At 45.0% G+C, this 22021-nt stretch carries 21 protein-coding genes, 1 tRNA gene and 1 pseudogene; 2 read left to right on the forward strand and 21 right to left on the reverse strand.

Annotation, left to right across the window (positions count from 1 at the left end; genetic code table 11):
- Positions 1 to 11: 11 nt before the first annotated feature.
- From ACKPCD_RS10840 to ACKPCD_RS10855, 4 genes are all read right to left on the reverse strand, one after another.
- Complete coding sequence (locus ACKPCD_RS10840; RefSeq protein ID WP_321433196.1) at positions 12 to 1202, reverse strand: phosphoglycerate kinase; 1191 nt, start codon at positions 1200 to 1202, stop codon at positions 12 to 14.
- Between the two features lie 110 nt (positions 1203 to 1312).
- Entirely contained in the window at positions 1313 to 2314 is a 1002-nt protein-coding gene (gene gap / locus ACKPCD_RS10845) for a type I glyceraldehyde-3-phosphate dehydrogenase (RefSeq protein WP_321433197.1), read from the reverse strand.
- 39 nt (positions 2315 to 2353) lie between these two features.
- Positions 2354 to 3391, reverse strand: a complete 1038-nt coding sequence (locus ACKPCD_RS10850; protein WP_086988193.1) for a sugar-binding transcriptional regulator — start codon at positions 3389 to 3391, stop codon at positions 2354 to 2356.
- Between the two features lie 368 nt (positions 3392 to 3759).
- Positions 3760 to 4854 carry an RNA polymerase factor sigma-54 gene (locus tag ACKPCD_RS10855; protein ID WP_321433198.1) on the reverse strand — a complete coding sequence of 365 codons (1095 nt, stop codon included), beginning with the start codon at positions 4852 to 4854 and terminating at the stop codon, positions 3760 to 3762.
- A 225-nt stretch (positions 4855 to 5079) separates the two neighbouring features.
- Between ACKPCD_RS10855 and ACKPCD_RS10860 the strand changes: the two genes are divergently transcribed.
- Both ACKPCD_RS10860 and clpP read left to right on the forward strand, forming a co-directional pair.
- A tRNA-Arg gene (locus tag ACKPCD_RS10860) sits at positions 5080 to 5151 on the forward strand.
- Between the two features lie 253 nt (positions 5152 to 5404).
- Positions 5405 to 6052 (forward strand): ATP-dependent Clp endopeptidase proteolytic subunit ClpP, encoded by a 648-nt coding sequence (clpP, locus tag ACKPCD_RS10865; RefSeq protein ID WP_256957849.1) that lies wholly within the window; start codon positions 5405 to 5407, stop codon positions 6050 to 6052.
- A gap of 380 nt (positions 6053 to 6432) precedes the next feature.
- On the opposite strand, the gene ACKPCD_RS10870 is transcribed toward clpP, so the two are convergent.
- The 17 genes and pseudogenes from ACKPCD_RS10870 to prfA form a co-directional block, all read right to left on the reverse strand.
- Complete coding sequence (locus ACKPCD_RS10870; protein ID WP_321433199.1) at positions 6433 to 6621, reverse strand: DNA-directed RNA polymerase subunit beta; 189 nt, start codon at positions 6619 to 6621, stop codon at positions 6433 to 6435.
- A gap of 81 nt (positions 6622 to 6702) precedes the next feature.
- Positions 6703 to 7674 (reverse strand): annotated as a pseudogene (gene mreB, locus ACKPCD_RS10875) (rod shape-determining protein MreB); the annotation flags it as partial.
- A gap of 64 nt (positions 7675 to 7738) precedes the next feature.
- The gene (gene murA, locus ACKPCD_RS10880) at positions 7739 to 9052 is read right to left on the reverse strand and encodes a UDP-N-acetylglucosamine 1-carboxyvinyltransferase (RefSeq protein ID WP_086988197.1); all 1314 of its coding nucleotides are present in this window, start codon (positions 9050 to 9052) and stop codon (positions 7739 to 7741) included.
- A gap of 119 nt (positions 9053 to 9171) precedes the next feature.
- The gene (locus tag ACKPCD_RS10885; protein WP_086988198.1) at positions 9172 to 9426 is read right to left on the reverse strand and encodes a DUF1146 family protein; all 255 of its coding nucleotides are present in this window, start codon (positions 9424 to 9426) and stop codon (positions 9172 to 9174) included.
- Between the two features lie 256 nt (positions 9427 to 9682).
- On the reverse strand, positions 9683 to 10108 hold the full coding sequence (locus ACKPCD_RS10890; protein ID WP_086988199.1) for a F0F1 ATP synthase subunit epsilon: 426 nt from the start codon (positions 10106 to 10108) through the stop codon (positions 9683 to 9685).
- A gap of 1 nt (position 10109) precedes the next feature.
- On the reverse strand, positions 10110 to 11543 hold the full coding sequence (gene atpD / locus ACKPCD_RS10895; RefSeq protein ID WP_288926993.1) for a F0F1 ATP synthase subunit beta: 1434 nt from the start codon (positions 11541 to 11543) through the stop codon (positions 10110 to 10112).
- Positions 11544 to 11561: 18 nt separating this feature from the next.
- The gene (locus ACKPCD_RS10900; protein ID WP_068561683.1) at positions 11562 to 12482 is read right to left on the reverse strand and encodes a F0F1 ATP synthase subunit gamma; all 921 of its coding nucleotides are present in this window, start codon (positions 12480 to 12482) and stop codon (positions 11562 to 11564) included.
- Between the two features lie 37 nt (positions 12483 to 12519).
- Positions 12520 to 14031 carry a F0F1 ATP synthase subunit alpha gene (gene atpA, locus ACKPCD_RS10905; protein WP_321433200.1) on the reverse strand — a complete coding sequence of 504 codons (1512 nt, stop codon included), beginning with the start codon at positions 14029 to 14031 and terminating at the stop codon, positions 12520 to 12522.
- Between the two features lie 22 nt (positions 14032 to 14053).
- The gene (locus tag ACKPCD_RS10910; protein WP_086988202.1) at positions 14054 to 14581 is read right to left on the reverse strand and encodes a F0F1 ATP synthase subunit delta; all 528 of its coding nucleotides are present in this window, start codon (positions 14579 to 14581) and stop codon (positions 14054 to 14056) included.
- Positions 14574 to 15077 carry a F0F1 ATP synthase subunit B gene (gene atpF, locus ACKPCD_RS10915; RefSeq protein ID WP_068561686.1) on the reverse strand — a complete coding sequence of 168 codons (504 nt, stop codon included), beginning with the start codon at positions 15075 to 15077 and terminating at the stop codon, positions 14574 to 14576. Before atpF ends, ACKPCD_RS10910 begins: the two co-directional genes overlap by 8 nt.
- A gap of 39 nt (positions 15078 to 15116) precedes the next feature.
- Positions 15117 to 15329 carry a F0F1 ATP synthase subunit C gene (gene atpE, locus ACKPCD_RS10920; protein WP_068561687.1) on the reverse strand — a complete coding sequence of 71 codons (213 nt, stop codon included), beginning with the start codon at positions 15327 to 15329 and terminating at the stop codon, positions 15117 to 15119.
- Between the two features lie 62 nt (positions 15330 to 15391).
- Positions 15392 to 16108, reverse strand: a complete 717-nt coding sequence (gene atpB / locus ACKPCD_RS10925) for a F0F1 ATP synthase subunit A (protein WP_068561688.1) — start codon at positions 16106 to 16108, stop codon at positions 15392 to 15394.
- Between the two features lie 600 nt (positions 16109 to 16708).
- Positions 16709 to 17344: a uracil phosphoribosyltransferase gene (gene upp / locus ACKPCD_RS10930; protein ID WP_068561689.1), complete on the reverse strand. Its 636-nt coding sequence runs from the start codon at positions 17342 to 17344 to the stop codon at positions 16709 to 16711.
- A 130-nt stretch (positions 17345 to 17474) separates the two neighbouring features.
- On the reverse strand, positions 17475 to 18713 hold the full coding sequence (glyA, locus tag ACKPCD_RS10935) for a serine hydroxymethyltransferase (protein WP_321433201.1): 1239 nt from the start codon (positions 18711 to 18713) through the stop codon (positions 17475 to 17477).
- A 159-nt stretch (positions 18714 to 18872) separates the two neighbouring features.
- Positions 18873 to 19892: an L-threonylcarbamoyladenylate synthase gene (locus ACKPCD_RS10940; RefSeq protein WP_068561691.1), complete on the reverse strand. Its 1020-nt coding sequence runs from the start codon at positions 19890 to 19892 to the stop codon at positions 18873 to 18875.
- Between the two features lie 197 nt (positions 19893 to 20089).
- The gene (gene prmC / locus ACKPCD_RS10945; protein ID WP_321433202.1) at positions 20090 to 20938 is read right to left on the reverse strand and encodes a peptide chain release factor N(5)-glutamine methyltransferase; all 849 of its coding nucleotides are present in this window, start codon (positions 20936 to 20938) and stop codon (positions 20090 to 20092) included.
- The gene (gene prfA / locus ACKPCD_RS10950; RefSeq protein WP_288924627.1) at positions 20925 to 22004 is read right to left on the reverse strand and encodes a peptide chain release factor 1; all 1080 of its coding nucleotides are present in this window, start codon (positions 22002 to 22004) and stop codon (positions 20925 to 20927) included. Before prfA ends, prmC begins: the two co-directional genes overlap by 14 nt.
- Positions 22005 to 22021 lie beyond the last annotated feature (17 nt).

Below are 22021 nucleotides of genomic sequence, written 5' to 3' on the forward strand. Positions count from 1 at the left end.
AGATAGGTTGCTTATTTGTCAGAAATTGATGCTACACCCGGAAGTTCTTTACCTTCAAGGTATTCCAATGATGCTCCGCCACCAGTTGAGATGTGCGTGAAGTCATCCGCAAAGCCTAATTGCATAGCAGCTGCAGCTGAGTCTCCGCCGCCGATGATTGTTACAGCATCGTTCAATTTAGCGATTGCTTCGCAAACACCGATTGTTCCTTGCGCAAAGTTAGATAATTCGAACACACCCATAGGTCCGTTCCATACGACAGTTTTCGCGCCTTCAAGCTCTTTAGTGAACAATTCGACGGAAGCAGGTCCGATATCCAATGCCATTTGGTCAGCAGGGAATGCATCGTTTTCAGCGATTGTGATTTCTCCATCGTTGCCGAACTCATGAACCATTTTAGCATCGATAGGCAAGACCAATTTATCGCCAGCGCTCTCCAACAATTCTTTCGCCAATTCGACTTTATCAGCTTCCAATAAGGATTTACCGATTTCCAAGCCTTGTGCTTTCATGAATGTGTAAGCCATTCCGCCGCCGATAAGTACTTTGTCGGCTTTGTTCAATAAGTGTTTGATGACGCCGATTTTGTCGCTTACTTTAGCTCCGCCCAGGATAGCTACGAATGGACGAACAGGCTCGTCAACAGCGCCGCCGATGAACTTGATTTCTTTCTCCATCAAGAATCCAGCTGCGCTTTCAAGGTTAGAAGCGATTCCGACGTTGGAAGCATGTGCACGGTGAGCCGTACCGAATGCATCGTTTACGAACAGGTCGCCTAGGCTAGCCCAGTATTTGCCCAATTCAGCATCGTTTTTGCTTTCTTTTTTACCGTCAACATCTTCGAAACGAGTGTTTTCGAATACCAAAACATCTCCGTCTTTCAATGCTGCGATAGCAGTTTCCAAAGCTTCTCCGCGTGTTTCAGGAACGAAAGTGACTTCTTTGCCCAATAATTCAGCCAAACGATCAGCTACAGGCTTCAAGCTCAACTTCGCTTTGTCTTCTTCAGTTTTTACTTTTCCTAAGTGAGAGAAAAGAATGACTTTTGCGTTATTTTCGATCAAGTAGTTGATTGTAGGAAGAGCCTGAACGATACGGTTGTCGTTAGTGATTGCTCCATCTTTCATAGGAACATTGAAATCAGCACGAACCAATACTTTTTTTCCAGCTACATCTAAATCTGTTACAACTTTCTTTGTCATTACGTCGCCTCCTGATATGTGTATCTACATAAGAAAAGCGAGGAAGCGCGTTGCCTCCCCGCTTTTGATATCTTCTACGATTCAGCTTTCATTAGATGAAAGATGAGATCTTATAAGCTAGCAAATTCTACTAAAGTACGAACTAATTGTGAAGCGTAAGACATTTCATTGTCGTACCAAGCAACAGTTTTAACCAATTGTTTGTCTCCAACTGTCATTACTTTAGTTTGTGTTGCATCGAATAAAGAACCGAAGTTCATGCCTACGATATCGCTTGAAACCAATTGGTCTTCAGTGTAGCCGTAAGATTCGTTAGAAGCAGCTTTCATAGCAGCGTTAATTTCTTCTACAGTTACAGTTTTTTCCAATACAGTAACTAATTCAGTCAATGAACCAGTTGCAACAGGAACACGTTGAGCAGCTCCGTCCAATTTGCCTTTCAATTCAGGCAATACGTCACCGATAGCTTTAGCAGCACCAGTCGTGTTAGGAACGATGTTTTCTGCAGCAGCACGTGCACGACGGAAGTCACCTTTAGGATGTGGAGCATCCAAAGTGTTTTGGTCGCCAGTGTAAGCGTGGATTGTAGTCATTAAGCCTTCAACGATTCCGTATTGATCGTTCAATACTTGAGCCATTGGAGCTAAACAGTTAGTTGTACAAGATGCGCCTGAAACGATAACATCGTCAGCATCCAAAATGTTGTGGTTAACGTTATAAACGATTGTTTTAACGTCGCTGCCTGCTGGAGCAGACAATAGAACACGTTTAGCACCTGCATCAACGTGAGCTTGAGCGCCTGATTTGCTCATGAAGAAACCAGTACATTCCAATACGAACTCTACGCCAAGTTCTGCCCATGGAAGATCCGCTGGGTTACGTTGTGATAACACTTTGATGTCTTTTCCGTTTACAGTGAAGAATCCGTCATTAACTTCTACATCACCATTGAATCTGCCTTGAGTTGTATCATATTTCAATAAGTGAGCCAACATTTTAGCGTCAGTCAAGTCATTGATTGCTACAACTTCGATTCCTTCTACTTCTTGAATACGGCGGAATGCTAAACGTCCAATACGTCCAAAACCGTTAATACCAACTTTTACTGTCATACTGAGATTTCCTCCTTAGGATAAGTCAAAATTTTTATTTTAAAGGGTTACCCCTTTTAAAATCAGATTAGCTGCGCCCTCATCTGTAATCAGCCATGTTTGATGCGGGGCATATTTCATGAATGCTTTAATTGCCTTGGCTTTCGTGCTTCCCCCTGCAATGGCCATTGCGTACGGGATCTTTTCGATTTCTTCAATCTGAAGCCCGAAGCGGGACAATCGATAGACGATTTCTCCATTTTCATTGAAGTAACAACCAAAGGCTTCACCTACCGCATTATGCGCTTCTAGGGACGAAATCAACCCATGCGACATCCTGCGTCTTTCCATCATTACTTTAGCATTACCGATGCTATATAACAAGCAGTTTGCCTTTTTCATGACGGATAAAGTATGTTTGATCGATGGCTCGGATTTCATTGATGCATAAGCTTTTTCGCTCAAGTTATCTGGAACGAAAAGCGCCATGTTCTCACCGCCGACCAATTGCGCCATACGATCGCTGACACTGTTGGCTTGTATCGACATCGATTCGCCTAAACCACCTCGTGTCGGAACAAAAATAAAATTCCTGTTCTGGGACAATTCAGGTGAAAAATGTTCGGCAGCCCGTGCCATTGTACTCCCACCAGCCACAGCAACGATAAATTCGCCTGCCGGCAATAACGCATGCAGTTCTTTGGCGGCCGTTTTTCCGATTTCATCCAGAATGGATGCATCTTCATCGCTGTCACCAGGAACAATCCTACAAAACTGAATGTTCAAATAATCCGCTAAGGCCTTCTCTTTCGCATTCATATTCAGCAATAACCGCATGAATTTTTCCAGGTGACGGAAAACATTTTCGCCTTCCTCGGTCAACTCCATTCCGTTCTTGGAACTCGATAGGAGACCTTGTTTCCGCAAAAAATCTGTCTCAGTCCGCAAAGTCCTTTCTGATAAGGAAACTTTATCGGCCAGGACGCGTCTTCCGACTGGAGCGTACATTTGGATATTACGCATGATATGGTAACGATTTTGAAGGACTGACATAATATCCGGGACTATTTGCTGCAAGACTGAAATAGACTCTTCCATAACAACCCTCTTCATTTGCACGTGGACGCTTTTCGCCCCGCTGCAATCTCAGGCGGTCCTCGTTTATTTCATATCAGGAGAGATGGAATAAGACTGTAAATATTTTTTTACTTCCGTCTATTCTCCCTCGTCTTTACTTCATTATTTTAACAGTAAACACTAGACGTTTCAAGAGTTTTGATAAATTAATTCAAATTCCTTCAAAAAGGATTCGTTCAATATATCACGAGTAGCGTATAATCCGATTGCCTTTCGGATGTACGCTTTCAAAAAACCTTGATACAACAACCATTCAAAAAGGGTCGTTTTATGTCCCGTCATTGTTTAGCGCTTCGCATCTTTTTACTTATCTTAACCGCTTTTCGTGGCTATTCACCGCATAATTGGTGCAACAAAAATGTCCCACGGTCCGTTTCAATCATTTTCTCCAATATTTCTTCGCGCATCACAGTGACCGGAACCGCCAAATCTTCAGCCAAGCGAGTCACATCGAGCGGCCCCAGTTCTCGGCCTTCCAGGAAAAAGCCTTTCTGCAAGGAACAGATCAATTCTCCCACCGCAAGCAACATTTCTTTTCTGAATGCCAGCGCCGACCGCAGTTGCTCCCCTTCCGTTTTCTTCGCTGCCAAAAATTGTTGTACGTCTTCATCATCATGCTGCAGCATCTCTTCATAATATTCTTTTTGAAAAACAACAAATGGAGAAGCCCACTCATTGTATTTCACAGTCAGGTGCCCATCCAGCAGTTGCAGATAAAGATCCGGTCTCGGCAAAAATAGATTGTCATCGCCGAATGCGGATCCCGGTGTCGGGTCCAACGATTGGACATACTCGAATACACTTTTCACGTCAGCCAGATCAACCGCCATTTCATCCGCTATTTCTTGCCAGTTTTTATCACTGAAAGCAGTGAAGAAATTTTCCAAGACATAATAGGCGATTTCCGGCGCGTATTCATCCCGCTCCGTCTGCAGCATCAGACATTCCTGCAGATTCCGGGCACCCACACCTGGGGGATCCAATTGGTGCAGAAGCGTCAATGCATCCAACATCTCAATCGGTTCGACGCCCTTCTGTTCCGCAGCTTCATTCAGATTGATGATGACGTACCCCTCCGGATTGATGAACGCCACCAAGAATAACACCAAATCGCGCAAGGGTGTATCCCGCATATTTGCATAGATTTGTTCCAATAAAAAAGTATCCAACGCCGGCACTTCTTCAGACACTTGATCCATTGCGGAAGCAGTGTCCATAGGGTCGTCCTTATCCGGCTTGTATACAACCGTTTTTTCTTTTACAGCGCGTTCGTCGAACTCTTTATTTATTTTCACTTCGATTAAAGGATTGCCCAACGCTTTTTGTTGAAGATAAGCGAACAACTCCTCGTTGTCGTATCCCACAAGCTTCAGCGATTCCTCTAAGCTTTCCTTATCCATATGCACACTTGATATAACTAACACATCAACCCCTCCTCCCCTTTTTAGAATCATTTTATCACACACAAGCATTTATTGAAATCGTTTTCAGTTAAAGGGATTGGATTTCAATCGCAGCAGGATTGGTGATTCTGTAGTTTAAAGGACGTTCTTCCGACTTAAAGAGACGTCCCAGACAACTCTGGAATTTGAAATTGAATTTCCCCCTTGCCATCTTTCACGCTATAGGTTATAATTTTAATGTTGCTTGTCTCCTTAGTGTAATGGATATCACGTAAGATTCCGGTTCTTGAGATGGGGGTTCGATTCCCTCAGGAGACGTATTATTTTATTGATGCATCAACGTTCCCAGCATTTGGATGCAAAGCAAATGCAAAAAATCTCCTTTCCCCCGCGGAAGAGGAGATTTTTTTATTCGATTTTTTATTCACCCTGAATACAATCCGCATTTCTGCTATCTATTTTTGGACATTTGCTGACTGAAACGATATGATTGACTAAGGTATATTTCACCAGAAATCGTCAGACTTATGGACAAACATTACAATTGACCTTTCCTGACCAATGAGTTAAAATAAACCATGTAAAGAAAAACTGTTCATTCAAAACGAACGAGGAGGAAACATATATGAACTTAATCCCTACAGTAATCGAACAATCATCCCGTGGTGAACGTGCATATGATATTTATTCCCGTCTTCTGAAGGACCGCATCATCATGTTGAGCGGCCCTATCGACGATAATACGGCGAACTCAGTCATCGCGCAATTGCTATTCTTGGATGCCCAAGATTCCGAAAAAGATATCTATATCTACATCAACTCTCCAGGCGGTAGCGTGTCTGCCGGACTGGCCATCTACGATACAATGAACTTCATCAAGGCGGACGTTCAAACAATCGCAATGGGTATGGCAGCTTCGATGGGCAGCTTCTTGTTGACTGCCGGCGAGAAGGGCAAACGTTTTGCATTACCGAATGCAGAGATTATGATCCATCAACCGCTTGGCGGTGCACAAGGTCAAGCAACCGAAATTGAAATCGCAGCCCGCCATATCCTGCAGACACGCGAACGCCTGAATAAAATTTTGGCTGAACGCACAGGACAACCGATGGAAGTCATCGAACGCGATACCGACCGCGATAACTACATGACTGCTCAGCAAGCGAAAGATTACGGCTTGATTGACGAAGTCATGGTCAACTCAAAATCATTGAAATAAAAATATGCGACAAAAGCGAGGATGACCAGCAGAAGGATGCTGGCCGTCCTCGTTTTTATATGGCTGATTTTGTGGAGCATGGGTAGAAAGATTTGACCTTTTTCATTGGCACAACAGCGGATACGAGTTCGCAGCTCCGGTGAGGCGACCGCTTACCGGCGGAGACCGATTGATACCGGTGCAAACTCCAGCGAGGCCATCCTCGCAGGAGTTCGCTCATCTAATTGCGTCTGTGCTCCGGCGAAGCCTTCGCTCACCGGAGCAAAGCAAATGAAGGACAAAGAAATAATCCGAAACCCCACCCGCTCGCACCTATTCAGGAAAAAAATCAAAAAAGGGCAGACGGAACGCAATCGTTCCTGTCTGCCCTTCTTATTTCCTTAACGGATATAATCAAAGATATGTTCCCAGGTCTGCTTGCTGAAGACAAGGGCTGGATTGCCGCCACCCAGAACACCGTATCCGACCATCAACCCGGCTCCGAAGAGAATGAAAGCCATCAACATGAATATCAAAACCCACATCACCGTTGACAGTACAGGTTTGAAATCAAATTTCAAAGCGATCACCTATCTTCCTTTTTTTATTTTTGTTTTTTGGATCAGTCGCGCCAACAAACCGAAAAGTCCGCTGGACGGACGATTCTTTTGATCGATGTTGTTCAGTAGGATACCCGTTCCCAAAGCAACTGCATCCAATGGTTTTTCAGCAGCAAATACCGGAACTTTCAACTCGCTCGAGAAGAGTTTCTCGATTCCGCTGATCAAAGCACCCCCACCTGTCAACACGATTCCGGTATTGATGATGTCGGCAGCCAGCTCAGGAGGCGTCATTTCCAAAACTTCCTTCGCTTGCTCCACGACCAGAACCAAAGTCTCGTGCATCGCTTCATATACTTCTTTCGAAGTGATGTAAATAGTGCGCGGCAGTCCCGTCACCATGTCACGGCCACGGATTTCCATCTTCTCTTCCTTCTCAGGCTCCAAAGCGGTTCCGATCGTTATTTTGATTTTTTCAGCAGTCCGTTCACCGATCAATAATTTGTGTTCTCTTTTGACGAAATTCATGATGTCGGCATCCAGTTTATCACCGGCTGTTTTGATCGAGCTGCTCGTTACGATACCGCCCAAAGACAATACTGCGATATCACTCGTTCCGCCACCCATATCGATGACCATATTACCGTTCGGCTGAAAAATATCAAGCCCTGCTCCGACAGCAGCAACTTTCGGTTCTTCCTCCAGATACACATTCTTGCCGCCGCTCTTTTCTGCGGCTTGGATGATCGCTTTTTGTTCAATCGTTGTGATGTTCGTCGGACAACAGATCAAAATGTTCGGCTTAGTCAAAAAACCCTTCACATTCAAGCGATCAATAAAGTGGGTCAGCATTGCTTCTGTGATGTCAAAGTCTGCGATAACGCCGCCTTTCAGCGGACGGATGACTCTGATGTTTGCCGGCGTACGCCCAACCATCATATAGGCTTCTTCCCCAACTGCTAAAACTTTTCCGGTTTTTGTGTCTACTGCGACAACGGAAGGCTCGTTCAAGACGATACCTTTCCCCTTAACGTGAATCAGTACGTTTGCTGTACCTAAATCGATTCCTATATCTCTGGCCACGTTGTTCCCCTCTCAAACATTCATCATTTAGCGATAGCTATCTTCCGGACGACAGTTGTCCGACTTATTTTACGAAAAGTGCTTCAACTTCCGCATCGCTGAAAACATTTTTTTCATCTTCGGTTACACGTTCAACATCAGCACCCAAAGCCTGCAGCTTTTTATCGAATTCATAATAACCACGGTCCAAATGCGACAGATTCGTGACGCGTGTATAGCCTTTGGAAACAAGGCCAGCGATAATCAAAGCAGCTGCCGCTCGCAGATCCGATGCGGCTACTTCAGCGCCTTGCAGATCAGTATTGCCATGAATCAGGACCGTCTGCCCTTCGACTTTGAAATCAGCATTCATACGGCGCATCTCTTCCAAATGCATAAAACGGTTTTCGAATACCGTTTCGGTCATCGTGCTGGTTCCTTGGGATACTAATTGCGCAATCGTCATTTGTGCCTGCATGTCGGTAGGAAACCCTGGATGTGGCATCGTTTTGACATCGGTCGCTTTCAAAGAACGTGGACCGATGACACGCAGACCATTTTCTTCTTCCTGGAAAGCAACGTGCATTTCCTTCAGTTTCGAAATCAGCGGCTTGTTATGATCGGCAATCGCATCTTCGATAAAAACATTCCCGTTCGTGACTGCTGCTGCAATCATGAATGTTCCTGCTTCAATTCGGTCCGGGATGATCGAATGTTCTGTTGCCTTCATGGACGAAACGCCTTCGATACGGATTGTTTCTGTTCCGGCTCCGACCACTTTCGCGCCCATACGGTTCAGGAAATTAGCCAAATCGACGATTTCAGGTTCGCGTGCGACGTTTTCGATGATGGTGGTCCCTTCCGCCAAAGTAGCGCCCATCATGATGTTCTGAGTAGCACCGACACTCGGGAAGTCCAAATAGATGCGTGCACCGACCAATCTGTCGACTTTCGCTTCAACAAAACCGTTCTCGATTTTGATGTCAGCTCCCATTGCTTCGAAACCTTTCAAGTGAAGGTCGATAGGTCGTGTTCCGATGGCACAGCCACCAGGTAAAGCGATACGCGCGTGACCCAGACGTGCTAATAGCGGACCCATAACGACGATTGACGCACGCATTTTGCTGACATAAGCAAAGGGCGCTTCAAAATTGATGTCGTTTGATGCATCCGCTAAGATGGTGTTGTTTTTTTCTTGAAATTCAACGCCGACATTCAGATGTTTCAGAACATTATTCATTGTGAAAACATCAGACAGTATCGGAACGTTCGTCAATACAGATTGCCCTTCGCTTGCCAAAAGTGTAGCAGCCAAAATCGGCAAAACTGCGTTTTTTGCGCCTTCAACTTTAACTGTTCCTTCAAGACGGTTACCGCCGCGAACAATTATTTTTTCCATTAAAAATCCCTCCGAAAGTCAATTGTGATCTCATTTGTATATTTGTATTGCAACTATTGTAAAAATGGAACTCTGATCTGCCTTTACAGGCACATTCTATTGTGCAACTGTGAGCGGGATCATGAGAACAGTAAGTAACTGATATTACGCGAGGTTGTCACCAACTCAAGCAGAAACGTACTTACCGTAAAGCCTAAAGCAATCGACAGAAAGAAATAGAGCACCCTTGCTTCGCGTATGTGTCCCTTTCTGATCCATTTCTCCAGTCTGATGGCTTTTAACGACCAAAAAGAAATGAAAATGAATATCATATGGGATAGCAATACTATTATACCGTTAAACAGCGTTAAGTCCAAGTGACGCACTCCTCCCATATTCTCAAACTATACTAACATAAATATTTTGAAAAAAAAACCAACAAGCTGTTTTTTGTCAGACTATCGCCTAAGAATTTACTAAGAAAATCGTTTACATTCATATTCTTTATCAGGTATAATAATATGTTACAATACATCGAAATGAAATTGCGGGCCATTTCTGCAGATAATCTATGCATATTATCCGCTTCACTAATTAAATGTCAGGAAATAAACGGAATCAAAAAAAGAGGCCAACGATGGCCTCTTTTTTTCAATTGGATCTATTTTTCGAAACACCGATACGGTTGATCGCTTTCGATAACGAAATCTTCGCGCGCTGGAATTCTTTTTCATTTTTGAAATCACGCGCTTCTGCCATCCGTTTTTCGGCGCGTTCTTTCGCGACTTCCGCACGGTCGATATCGATGTCGCGTGCGCGTTCCGCGCTGTTGGCAATGATGTTCACCACATTATCACGCACTTCCATGATGCCGCCATTGACGGCAATATGGTTCTGCGCCAATTCATCGGTCACACGCGTTACAATCAGGTCAGCGATCGCCAGAGGAACAATGATCGGGGTATGGTTTGGCATGATCGTAATGCCGCCATCCGTTGTCGTTGCGGTCACCGCCTTAGCACGATGCTGAAAAGCGATACCATCAGGCGTCACCACATTCACTTGCAGGTATGCCATCTCATTCCCCTCCTTTGTAGCCTAGTTCTTTCGCTTTTTTCAGAACTTCTTCTATTGTACCGACGTTGCGGAAAGCTTCTTCCGGCACTCCGTCGTATTTACCTTCAACAATCCCTTTGAAGCCACGGACAGTTTCCGCTACAGGGACGTACGATCCCGGTACTCCGGTAAACGCTTCGGCTACGTGGAAGTTTTGGGACAAGAAGAATTGGATTCGTCTTGCGCGGTTAACAGTAATTTTTTCAGAATCGGACAGTTCATCCATCCCAAGGATAGCGATGATATCCTGCAGTTCACGATAACGTTGCAGAATGCGTTGTACTTTGGTGGCCACTTCGTAATGTTCATCTCCGACGATTTCCGGAGATAACGCGCTGGAAGAGGAAGCCAATGGATCAACGGCAGGATAAATCCCTTGTTCCGTCAGTTTACGCTCCAAGTTCGTTGTTGCATCCAAATGGGCAAATGTTGTTGCAGGAGCCGGATCGGTATAGTCATCCGCTGGCACATAGATCGCTTGAATCGAAGTGATTGAACCATCTTTAGTGGAACTGATTCGTTCCTGCAGTTGGCCCATCTCAGTTGCTAACGTCGGCTGATAGCCTACTGCTGAAGGCATCCGGCCCAATAGTGCGGAAACTTCTGAACCAGCTTGAGTAAACCGGTAGATGTTATCGATGAACAACAGCACATCCTGTTTTTCTTCATCACGGAAATGTTCTGCCATCGTCAAACCGGACAAGGCGACGCGCATACGTGCACCTGGTGGCTCGTTCATCTGACCGAATACCATGGCTGTCTTTTTGCCGACTCCAGATTCTTGCATTTCGTGATAGAGGTCGTTTCCTTCACGCGTACGCTCGCCGACACCCGTGAAGACAGATATGCCGCCATGCTGTTCCGCTACGTTGTGGATCAATTCTTGAATCAGGACCGTCTTTCCGACACCGGCCCCACCGAAAAGCCCGATTTTTCCGCCTTTCAGATAAGGAGCCAGCAAATCGATGACCTTGATGCCTGTTTCCAGGATTTCAAAATTACTGCTCAACTGATCAAACGTCGGTGCTTTTCTATGAATGGACTCACGACGGAAATCATCAGGAACAGCTCCCTTCAAATCGATGGCTTCACCCAAAACATTGAACACACGGCCAAGGGTGCCTAAACCAACTGGTACTTTGATGGGCGCACCGGTATCAACAACAGTCAAGCCCCTTTGCAGGCCATCTGTCGATTCCATCGCGATTGCGCGAACCACACCATTTCCCAATTCAAGTGAAACCTCCAAAACGATGGTTTCCCCTTCTTCATTACTTCCAGCTGCGGCTGCCTTATGCACAATAAGCGCATTACGGATGTCCGGCACACCTTCTTCCAATGGGAAGCCAACGTCGACTACCGGCCCGATTACTTGTACAATATGACCTTTTTTCATGCCTTTTCCTCCCATTTTCTAATCTTCCAGAGCAGAAGCTCCACCGACGATTTCGGTGATTTCTTGCGTGATTGCAGTCTGTCTCACTCGGTTGTACTGAATCGTCATATCATTGATCATATTGGTCGCATTATCAGTAGCACTCTTCATGGCCGTCATGCGGGAAGCATGCTCGGATGATTTAGCATCGATAATGGCACCGTAAATCAAACTTTCCGCATATTGCGGCAGTAATATTTCTAATATTTCTTCTTTGTTCGGTTCAAATAGATAATCGACTTCGTAACCAACCGCTTCTTGGGAATCCAAGTCCGTCAACGGCAGCATTTTTTCAGCTCGATATTCTGAAATCAGAGCGTTGACATGATGTTTGTAACAAACGTACAACTCATCAAAAACCCCATCACGATAAAGTTGGATTGCCTTAACTACGATATCGCTGACTTCCGTGAAACTTGGTTGGTCATTCAGGTCCCTGATTTCGAATGCGACTTCGATCCCACTTTTTCTGAGATCATCAGCCACAGCTCCACCGACCGACAGCACAACAAACTCATCGTTCGAAGCGTGGTCGACCGCAAGCATATCTTTTGTCGCTTTCAGGATCGAACTGTTGTATCCTCCGGCTAAGCCTTTATCTGAGGAAATGATCAGATAGCCCGTTTTGCGGACCGGCCGTTCGATCAGCATATCGTGAAAATCGACAAGAACTTGATCGCTCGCCGACACATGACCATGCTCTTCAAGCAAAGATAATTGCGTGCTGGCAATATGTGTTACGATTTCGCGTATTTTTGCTGCATAAAGCTGATATCCCCGCACCTTTTGTTCGGCGCGGATCAGTTTGGAGGCAGATACCATTTGCATGGCGCTTGTTATTTGACTTGTCTTCTTTGTGGAAGCAATGCGTTTCCGGATGTCTATTAAAGACTCTGCCATATTATCACCTCAATATTATCTGTTCATGCTGACCCTTCTACTCGACGTGCGGAATGAAGATTCCCGCGAATGCTTTCAGCGCTTCATCCAAGTCTTCCGTAGGCGGTAAGTCTTTTGTCTCCTTGATGATGGAGAACAGATTCGGATAAGACATTTTGACGAATTTGAACAGTTCAGACTCGTATCGTTCGATATCCTGCACCGGAATCGAATCAATAAATCCGTGGGTCAATGCATAGAGAATGAGAACTTGTTTTTCGACATCCAAGGTCTTGTGCAAGTCCTGCTTCAGTATTTCCACGGTTCTGCGGCCGCGGCTAAGACGTTTTTGCGTGGAAACATCCAAGTCCGAACCGAACTGGGTGAATGCTTCCAGCTCGCGATAGCTGGCTAAATCGATACGTAATGTACCGGATACTTTTTTCATGGCTTTGATTTGAGCAGATCCTCCGACACGGGAAACGGAGAGACCCGCAGATAGAGCCGGACGGATTCCTGAGAAGAACAGATCGCTTTCCAGGAAAATCTGACCATCCGTGATGGAGATGACGTTCGTCGGAATATAAGCGGAGATATCCCCGGCTTGTGTTTCAACAATCGGCAAGGAGGTGATGGAGCCACCGCCCAATTCATCGTTCAATTTTGCTGAACGTTCCAACAAACGGGAATGCAAGTAGAAGACATCCCCTGGATACGCCTCGCGGCCTGGCGGACGACGCAAAAGCAAGGACATTTCACGGTAAGCAGCCGCCTGTTTGGAAAGATCATCATAAACGATAAGAACGTGCTTGCCGTTGTGCATGAACTCTTCCGCCATTGCGGTAGCGGCGTAAGGTGCGATATAGAGCATCGGCGCAGATTGTGAAGCACTTGCGGTCACGACAATCGTATAGTCCATTGCATGATGCTTCTTCAACGTTTCCGTCATATTGCGGACTGTCGATTCCTTTTGCCCGATGGCGACATAGATACAGATAACATCTTTTCCGCGTTGATTCAGAATTGCATCGATTGCAATACTGGTTTTCCCGGTTTTGCGGTCACCGATGATCAGCTCGCGTTGGCCTCGACCGATCGGAACCAAAGCATCCAATGCTTTTAGACCGGTCTGAAGAGGTTGTCTGACGGATTGACGATCCATAACGCCTGGTGCTGCATTTTCAACGGGTCTTGTGCCGGTGGTTTCGATGCTGCCTAAGCCATCCACCGGGCTGCCTAATGCATCCACAACGCGCCCGATCAAAGCATCACCGACCGGTACTTCCATGATTTTGCCTGTACGTTTGACGATATCGCCCTCATGGATATTTTCATAAGTTCCAAAAATGATGATACCGACATCGGTCATCTCCAGGTTTTGGGCCATTCCGATGGAACCGTTGGAGAATTCCAGCAATTCACCGGACATTACGTTCTCCAAACCTTTCGCGCGGGCGATTCCATCACCGATGTAGGTAACTTTTCCAATTTCTTCAAACTCTGATACAGATTGAAAAGTGTTGATCCTATTTTTGATCAATGAACTCAAATCTTCGTTTTCAGTAGCCATATTATTCACCTCTTCAACCCTATTAATCTGTTAGGATATGTCTCTTCATTTCTTTCAACTTCGTAGCGATGGTATTGTCGAAATAATGGTTTTCCGACTCCAACCGGACGCCGCCAATCACAGTGGGATCGACCACTTCTTTCACAAAGAAGGTCGCTTCCCCGATTCTTTTTTCCATTTTGTTCATGATGCGCATTTTTTGTTCCGCTGTTAAAGGAACCGCAGAAGTCAACTTCACATTCACGAGTACTTTTTTATTTTCATACAGCTCATTGAACGCTTTGATGGAAGCCAAGATACCTTCGTTATCAAGATTATCTTGGAGTCCCTCTAGAAACCGAAGCGTATCAGGAGCAAGATACTTCACAGCCAAATCAAGATTTGGCTGCTCTCCTGCATCTGAATCTGCATGATTGAAGGCTTCTTTCAACTGCGAAAGATCAAGATAGAGTCTGTCCGCAGTCTTCGAGTCAGTCAGGCGGTTATAGTAGGCTTGTACATAGGCTTCTACAGTTGTGATTGCTTTGCCGTCCTTAACCATATCAATCATCCAGCCCTTCAATGAAAGCTTCAATCAATGTTTGTTGGTCTGCTTGCTTGATTTCCTTGCCGAGGATCTTTTCAGCGATTTCTACTGATATGACTCCGATTTCGGCACGCAAACCTTCAAGAGCCTGTTTTCTTTCGAGTTCCAGCTCTTTTTGGGTCACTTGTTTGATCCGTAATGCATCTTCTTTTGCTTCTTTAATGATGTTCTTTTGTATTTCATTGCCTTCCGCTTGAGCCCTGTTCAAAATATCGCTCGCTGTAGTTCTGACTTCTATCAATTGCGCATCGACTTCCGCATGTTTCTTCTCGGCATTCTCACGCGCAGCTGCCGCTTTATCAATATTTGCATGTATCATTTCTTCACGATCCGTTAAGATCTTCATCAAAGGCTGCCATGCGAATTTTTTGATAAGAGCCATCAATATCAGAAATGACAGTAGCGTAACAATCGTATCACCTAATGCGGTAATCTCTCCCAATACGAGATTGGCTGTCATTCTCATCCCTCCTGTAGTTATCGGTCTTGCTGGTCCCTATTATTGGAAAATCAGTAAGAAAGCTATAACTACCGCCATGATGGGAACAGCTTCGATCAAACCGACACCAATGAACATCAAAGTCTGTAATCTGCTTTGCAATTCTGGTTGTCTTGCGATCGCTTCGATTGTAGTAGAAATAACCTTTCCATTTCCTAATGATGCTCCGATGGCCGCGCCGGCAACCGCAATAGCAGCTCCTATAAAGTTCATAATAATAATCTCCTTTTTCTCATATATTAATACATACTTATTAAGCTCATGGATCAGCAGTTTTATTCCGCTTCGATCTTATGGGCGAGGTAAACCATAGTCAACGTAGTGAAGACGAAAGCTTGGATGGATCCGATGAAGATGGAAAATCCTTGCCAAACCATTTGGAGAGGAATCCCAACCACCCAAGTCAATAAGCCATATGAATTCGCTAATGAAGCAATCAACCCCAACAAAATTTCACCAGCATAAATATTTCCGTAAAGACGCAACGCCAATGTCAATGTATTCGTGAATTCCTCCAAAAGTTTGATCGGCATGAGCGGTGCGACCGGACGAATATAACTGTTCATGAAATATTCCTTGAACCCATTTTCTTTAATACCGAAATAATGCGTCAGCAAAATCACCATTAACGCTAAGCCTAATGTGACGATCGGACTGGCTGTCGGACTCTTCCAATAGGAATGGCCATCGATGTTCAAAATGAACACAAGTCCTAACATATTGGCAACCCATACAAATAGGAACAAAGTGAATCCCAACAAGTGGAATTGTTGCCCAACTTTCCAATGAAGCGAGCTGGAAATCATGTTCCGGATAAAGTCAACCAAATATTCAATAGCCAATTGGCTTTTGGATGTTGGCCTCACCGCCAGTTTCCGGGTAGCAATAAAACAAAATAAAAAAACAATGATGCATGTCGCCAATACACTTATGATGATATTCAAACTGAAACCCAATCCCATAAAATGGATGACTTTAGATTCAGCTTCCAATATTTTCACCTCTTTTCAATACAAATAAAAAAAACAGCTATGCCAAACCTAGTCCACGCTACATTATTTTAAAAGACATTCGTAAAAGTAGACAACTAATTCAGCTGGACCTCCCATACTCTAGTCACAATAAGTGGCTATTTCATAAGTTTCTTTGCACATCTGTTCAACATCGCTAATCATAACACCAAGTTTATCGAAATTCAAAGCAAATCTACATATTATAAGTATATTTTCGGTTTTTTTATGAAAATGATGAAAAGATACCGCCTTCACAACCAAAGATACTCGAAGTGTAAATATAATTATAGGATTCTGAAAATCCGAAAATTAACGCTAAAGTGATTTTATAGGGGAAATAAAAGCAACTTTATTGCTCCTAACGCTATGTTTGAAAACCTTCGATACTGTAGCCTTATCCAATTAAAGTATAACAAACTTAACTTGAACAATAAAAATGAGCCAGAAACCCTCTTTGGATTTCTGGCTCAGCTCTTTGTTTTCATTTTTCAATATGATGTAAATCGGAAGGACGTTATCATTATAATATTGATGTTTTGACATTTACGGACACATTTGCCTGAACGTCTTTTTGAACCATTATTTTGTGCCGAACAGTCGGTCACCAGCATCTCCCAAACCAGGAAGGATGTAGCTGTTTTCGTCCAATCTTTCGTCCAACGAAGCTGCATAGATATCCACATCCGGATAAGCTGCATGCAACGCGTCCACTCCTTCAGGAGCTGCCACAAGACAAATGAATTTCATGGCTGATGGCGATGCGCCTCTCTTTTCCAAAGCTTCAATAGCTGCGATAGCTGATCCGCCTGTAGCCAGCATTGGATCAACGATGAATAATTGACGTTCCTGGATATCAGTCGGCAATTTGACGAAATACTCAACCGGTTCCAAGGTTTCGTGGTCACGGTACATTCCGATATGACCAACTTTTGCTGCCGGCAACATCGCCAAGAAACCATCGACCATCCCTAATCCTGCACGCAAAATTGGAATGATGGCAACTTTTTTACCTGACAATGTTTTTTGAGTCGTTTTTACCAATGGCGTTTCGATCTCGATGTCTTCCAAAGGCATGTCCCTTGTTACTTCATAAGCCATCAACATGGCGATTTCACTTACTACTTCACGAAATACTTTTGTTCCGCACTCTTTCTCGCGGATAATTGTTAATTTGTGTTGAATCAACGGATGATTCATTACATGGAATTCTCCCATATACTTTTGCCCCACTTTCGTTTTTTTGCTCAGTCTATTGTAATTGAAAACCGATACAAATACCAGAAATAAAACAATGAGAAAAACCTAAAAGAGCTGCCTCATTGGGAGACAGCTCTTAATAATCTATTTAAGCTTCCGTTGAAACTAGTTTTTTGTGCAATGGGAACGCTTTTGTGATGGCATGGACCGCCGCACGGATTTCATCCAATTTTGCTTCATCCGTGTGGTTTTGGATCGTTTCCACAATCAATTCAGCAATCTTACGAGCTTCCGCTTCCTTAAGGCCTCTAGTTGTGATGGCAGGAGTGCCGATACGGATGCCGCTGGCTTTGTTTGCGCCCAGCGTTTCAAAAGGAATCGTGTTTTTATTGACAGTGATTTCAACGGTATCCAACAGTTTTTCTACTTGTTTTCCGTTCAAACCGCTGCTGGTAACATCCAACAGCAACAAGTGGTTATCGGTTCCGCCGCTGATGACGCGCAAGTCGGATGCATTAAAAACATCAGCCATTGCTTGGGCATTTTTGATGACTTGCCCGATGTATTCAGTGTACTCTGGTGTTGCAGCTTCAAAGAAGGATACCGCTTTAGCAGCGACAACGTGCTCAAGAGGTCCGCCTTGGATTCCAGGGAAGACAGCACTGTTCAACTTTTTGCCGAATTCTTCTTTTGCCAAGATGACGCCTCCACGAGGACCGCGAAGTGTTTTATGTGTCGTCGTAGTTACGATGTGGGCATATTCAACCGGATTTTGGTGATGTCCTGTTGCACAAAGTCCTGCGATATGAGCCATATCCACCATCAGATAAGCACCGACTTCATCGGCGATTTCTCTAAAACGTTTGAAATCGATTGCGCGCGGATAAGCGCTGGCACCGGCAACAATCAATTTTGGTTGTTCTTTCAAAGCGATCTCTCTGACTGTGTCATAGTTGATCGTTTCGGATTCTTTTTCTACGCCGTAAGCCACGAACTCATAAGTCTGACCGCTGAAATTCACAGACGCACCATGAGTCAAATGTCCCCCGTGACTCAAGTCCATCCCCAAAATCTTATCGCCGGGCTGGACCAAAACACGATAAGCAGCCATGTTCGCTTGTGAACCGGAATGTGGTTGTACATTGGCATATTCCGCACCGAAGATTGCTTTGATGCGATCGATGGCCAAGTTTTCGATGACATCGATAAATTCGCAACCGCCATAATAACGACGACCAGGGTAGCCTTCAGCATATTTATTTGTCAAGATGCTGCCTTGCGCTCTCATAACATCTTCAGATACAAAGTTTTCGGAAGCAATCAGTTCGATCCCGTTCTCTTGTCTTTCGCGTTCTTTATCAATTGCTGCAAATAATTCTTTATCCATGTTTGCACCCTTCCATCACATTATTCCAAAATTTAAATCAATTAAAAAATGTAAGTTGAGTATAGCATAAATTTTCAGGAAATAAAGCATATAAGCTCCTGGAATTGAATATTTTTTACAAAAAGTAAGCTAAAGACGGATAATAGGCGATAATTCTGGCTATTTTTTCGGATATTTCGCTGAAGCCGCTTTTTCCATACGATTCATGAATGCCTTGCCGAGGCCATTCGGATCGTAGGCTTCTGCCAAAATCACATCGACAGGCTGCTCATCAAGATACCTCAGCCCCGCATATAGGCGTTGCGATGCCACCGTCACATCCGCCTTCGGTCCTAATGAGAAAGTAGCGCGCGCTGCTTCCTTATGCGCAGTCAGCTTTTCTTCGGAAGCCAAAATACCGATTTCTTTGCCTTGATCGTGACACTCCTCGATGGCGGCTTTCCAATCGGCAGTCGTTCCATCAATCAGGATGACCGGTTGAGTAGGAGAATAGTGTTGGTACTTCATTCCTGGCGCTTTCGGAGCCTCTGTCTCGTTTGCTGTCCCGGCATTTGCTGCCAGTTTGCCGATGACCGGCTCCAACTGCGCTTCCGTGATGGCACCCGGACGCAAAATGATGGGTCCGACTGCGTTAGTCAAATCCAAAACGGTTGATTCCAAACCAATTTGCGTCTCTCCTCCATCGAGGATGCCGGCAATTTTGCCTGAAAGATCGTGCAGCACATGTTGGGCAGTCGTCGGACTCGGTTTGCCTGAAGTATTCGCGCTCGGTCCAACCAAGGGAAAACCGGTTTTTCTGATCAATTCCAGCGTCTGTTCTTGGTCCGGCATCCGCAGCGCGACTGTATTGTGCCCTGCAGTGACGGTCGGTGCAAATATCCCTTCCTTCATCGGAAAAATCAAAGTCAGAGGACCTGGCCAAAAAGCCTCCATCAAAATTTCTGCCTGTTGCGGAACAAAGGCCACATATTTCGCAATCTCGCGATCGGATACATGAACGATCAAGGGGTTATCACTGGGTCTTCCTTTCACTTTGTATACATTTTTTACGGCTTCATCATTTGATGCAATGGCGCCTAGGCCGTAGACAGTCTCGGTCGGGAAAGCAATCAAGTCTCCGGCTTTCAACAGCTCGGCTGCCTCATCGATTGTTGAGGCGTCGTATATTTTTGTTTCCATAATACTGTATGCTCCTTTCTCAATGTTTTGGCTGGCGAAGACGCTGATCAGGTAAAAAAATAGCCGGGGCAATTGCCCGCAGCCATTTTTTGCCCATGGATATCAGGCGACTCTTTTCATCTTATACACAATAAACCTGATGGCTAGCTTCACGGTTCATCCCTTCGGAAAGAACAAAGAAACCTGTTCAGCTTTTCTTATTTTACTATCAGCATGCGGTCGAGACCGGACAGATCCTTTTCGATCGTGACGGTTTTATCCGGGAAAGCTTTTTTGTAGAGTTCCAACAATTTTTCACCTTGGTTGAAGCCGATTTCCATGAATAGGCATCCGTCCGTTTTCAAATGGAACGGCATCGTGAAGGCCATCTTTTGGTATAGATCCAATCCGTCATGATCAGCAAACAACGCCGAATGTGGTTCGTACTCCAAAACAGAACTGTCCATCAGGCTAATTTCATCTTCGCTGATGTAGGGAGGATTGCTGAGGATGCAGTCGAACGTTTCCAGTTGTACCGGCTCCAGCAGATCCCCTTGCAGGAAGCGGATCTGCGCATCCAGTTGATTCGCGTTCTCCTCAGCAACGACCAGGGCTTCTTGAGAAAGATCAGTGGCGGTCACTTCATCCTGCGGACGTTTCTTTTTCATCGCAATGGCGATAGCTCCGGATCCCGTCCCGATGTCCAGGACCTTCTGGGGACCTTTCCCCTCCAGGCATTTCAAAGCCCGCTGCACAAGCTCCTCCGTTTCCGGACGTGGAATCAATGTAGCTTCCGTGACTTTCAAAGGGTATCCGTAAAACCATTCGACACCTACGATATATTGTATCGGTTTGCCCGAAACATACTCTTTGATATCACTGAAATACTGCTTGTATTCCTGATCCGTGATCGGGTCGGCAAAACGCATCAACAGATCCGTCTTTGTCCAGCCTAAACGATCCAAAAGTAATCTTTCAGCGGCCAACGGACTTTTTTCATGCTGTTCCAAAAAAAGCGCACCATTCTGCAAAGCTTGCTGGTAACTGAGCTCGTTAGATTGATCCATTGTTCAGGGACTCCAATTTTTGCGTCTGATCGGCCATTATCAACGCATCGATGACTTCGTCCAGCTTTCCGCTCAAAATCGTATCCAATTTTTGCAGGGTCAAGCCGATCCGGTGATCCGTAACGCGGTTTTGCGGAAAGTTGTAGGTACGGATCCGTTCAGAACGATCACCCGTCCCGACTGCGGATTTACGCGTTGCATCATATTCGGATTGTGCTTCCGAAGAGATTTTGTCATATACACGCGTACGCAAAATTTTCATCGCTTTCTCGCGGTTTTTGATTTGGGAACGTTCGTCCTGCATCGCAACGGCAATGCCTGTCGGTAAGTGGGTCAAACGGACAGCCGATGCAGTCTTGTTGACATGCTGCCCGCCGGCTCCGCTGGCATGGTAGATATCTGTGCGGATATCTTTATCTTCGATGTTCAATTCAACATCTTCCGCTTCCGGCATGACGACTACGGTAGCAGTTGACGTATGCACACGCCCTTGTGATTCTGTTTCCGGAACACGTTGGACACGGTGCGCGCCACTCTCATATTTCAGTTTGGAGTAAGCTCCTTGGCCGCTGATCATCAGGATGATTTCTTTGTAACCACCGATGCCGGTGATATTCGCGTCCATGACCTCGACTCTCCACCCTTGGCTTTCTGCAAATTTGCTGTACATCGTGAATAACGTACCCGCGAACAGTGCAGCTTCATCCCCTCCGGCAGCCCCTCGGATTTCCATGATGATGTTTTTGTCATCGTTCGGATCGCTAGGCAACAACAAGACTTTAATGCGCTCCTCAAGTTCCGTTTTTTCTTTCTTCAAGTCGCTCAATTCTTCTTTAGCCATAGCCGCCATATCATCGTCCAAATTTTCCGACAACATCTCTTCGGTATCGGCTATTTCGCCTTCCACTTCTTTGTAACGCTTGAAGGTTGCAACTTTCTCCCTCAGCCCTGCTTCTTCTTTAGTTAATTCCAGGAATCGTTTTGTATCGGAAAGAACTTCCGGATCGCTCAACAATTCGGAAAGTTCTTCATAACGGATAATGAATGCATCTAATTGATCATACATAACTTTTTCAAACCCCT

This window comes from Trichococcus flocculiformis, assembly GCF_963662535.1.
Lineage (GTDB): Bacteria > Bacillota > Bacilli > Lactobacillales > Aerococcaceae > Trichococcus > Trichococcus flocculiformis.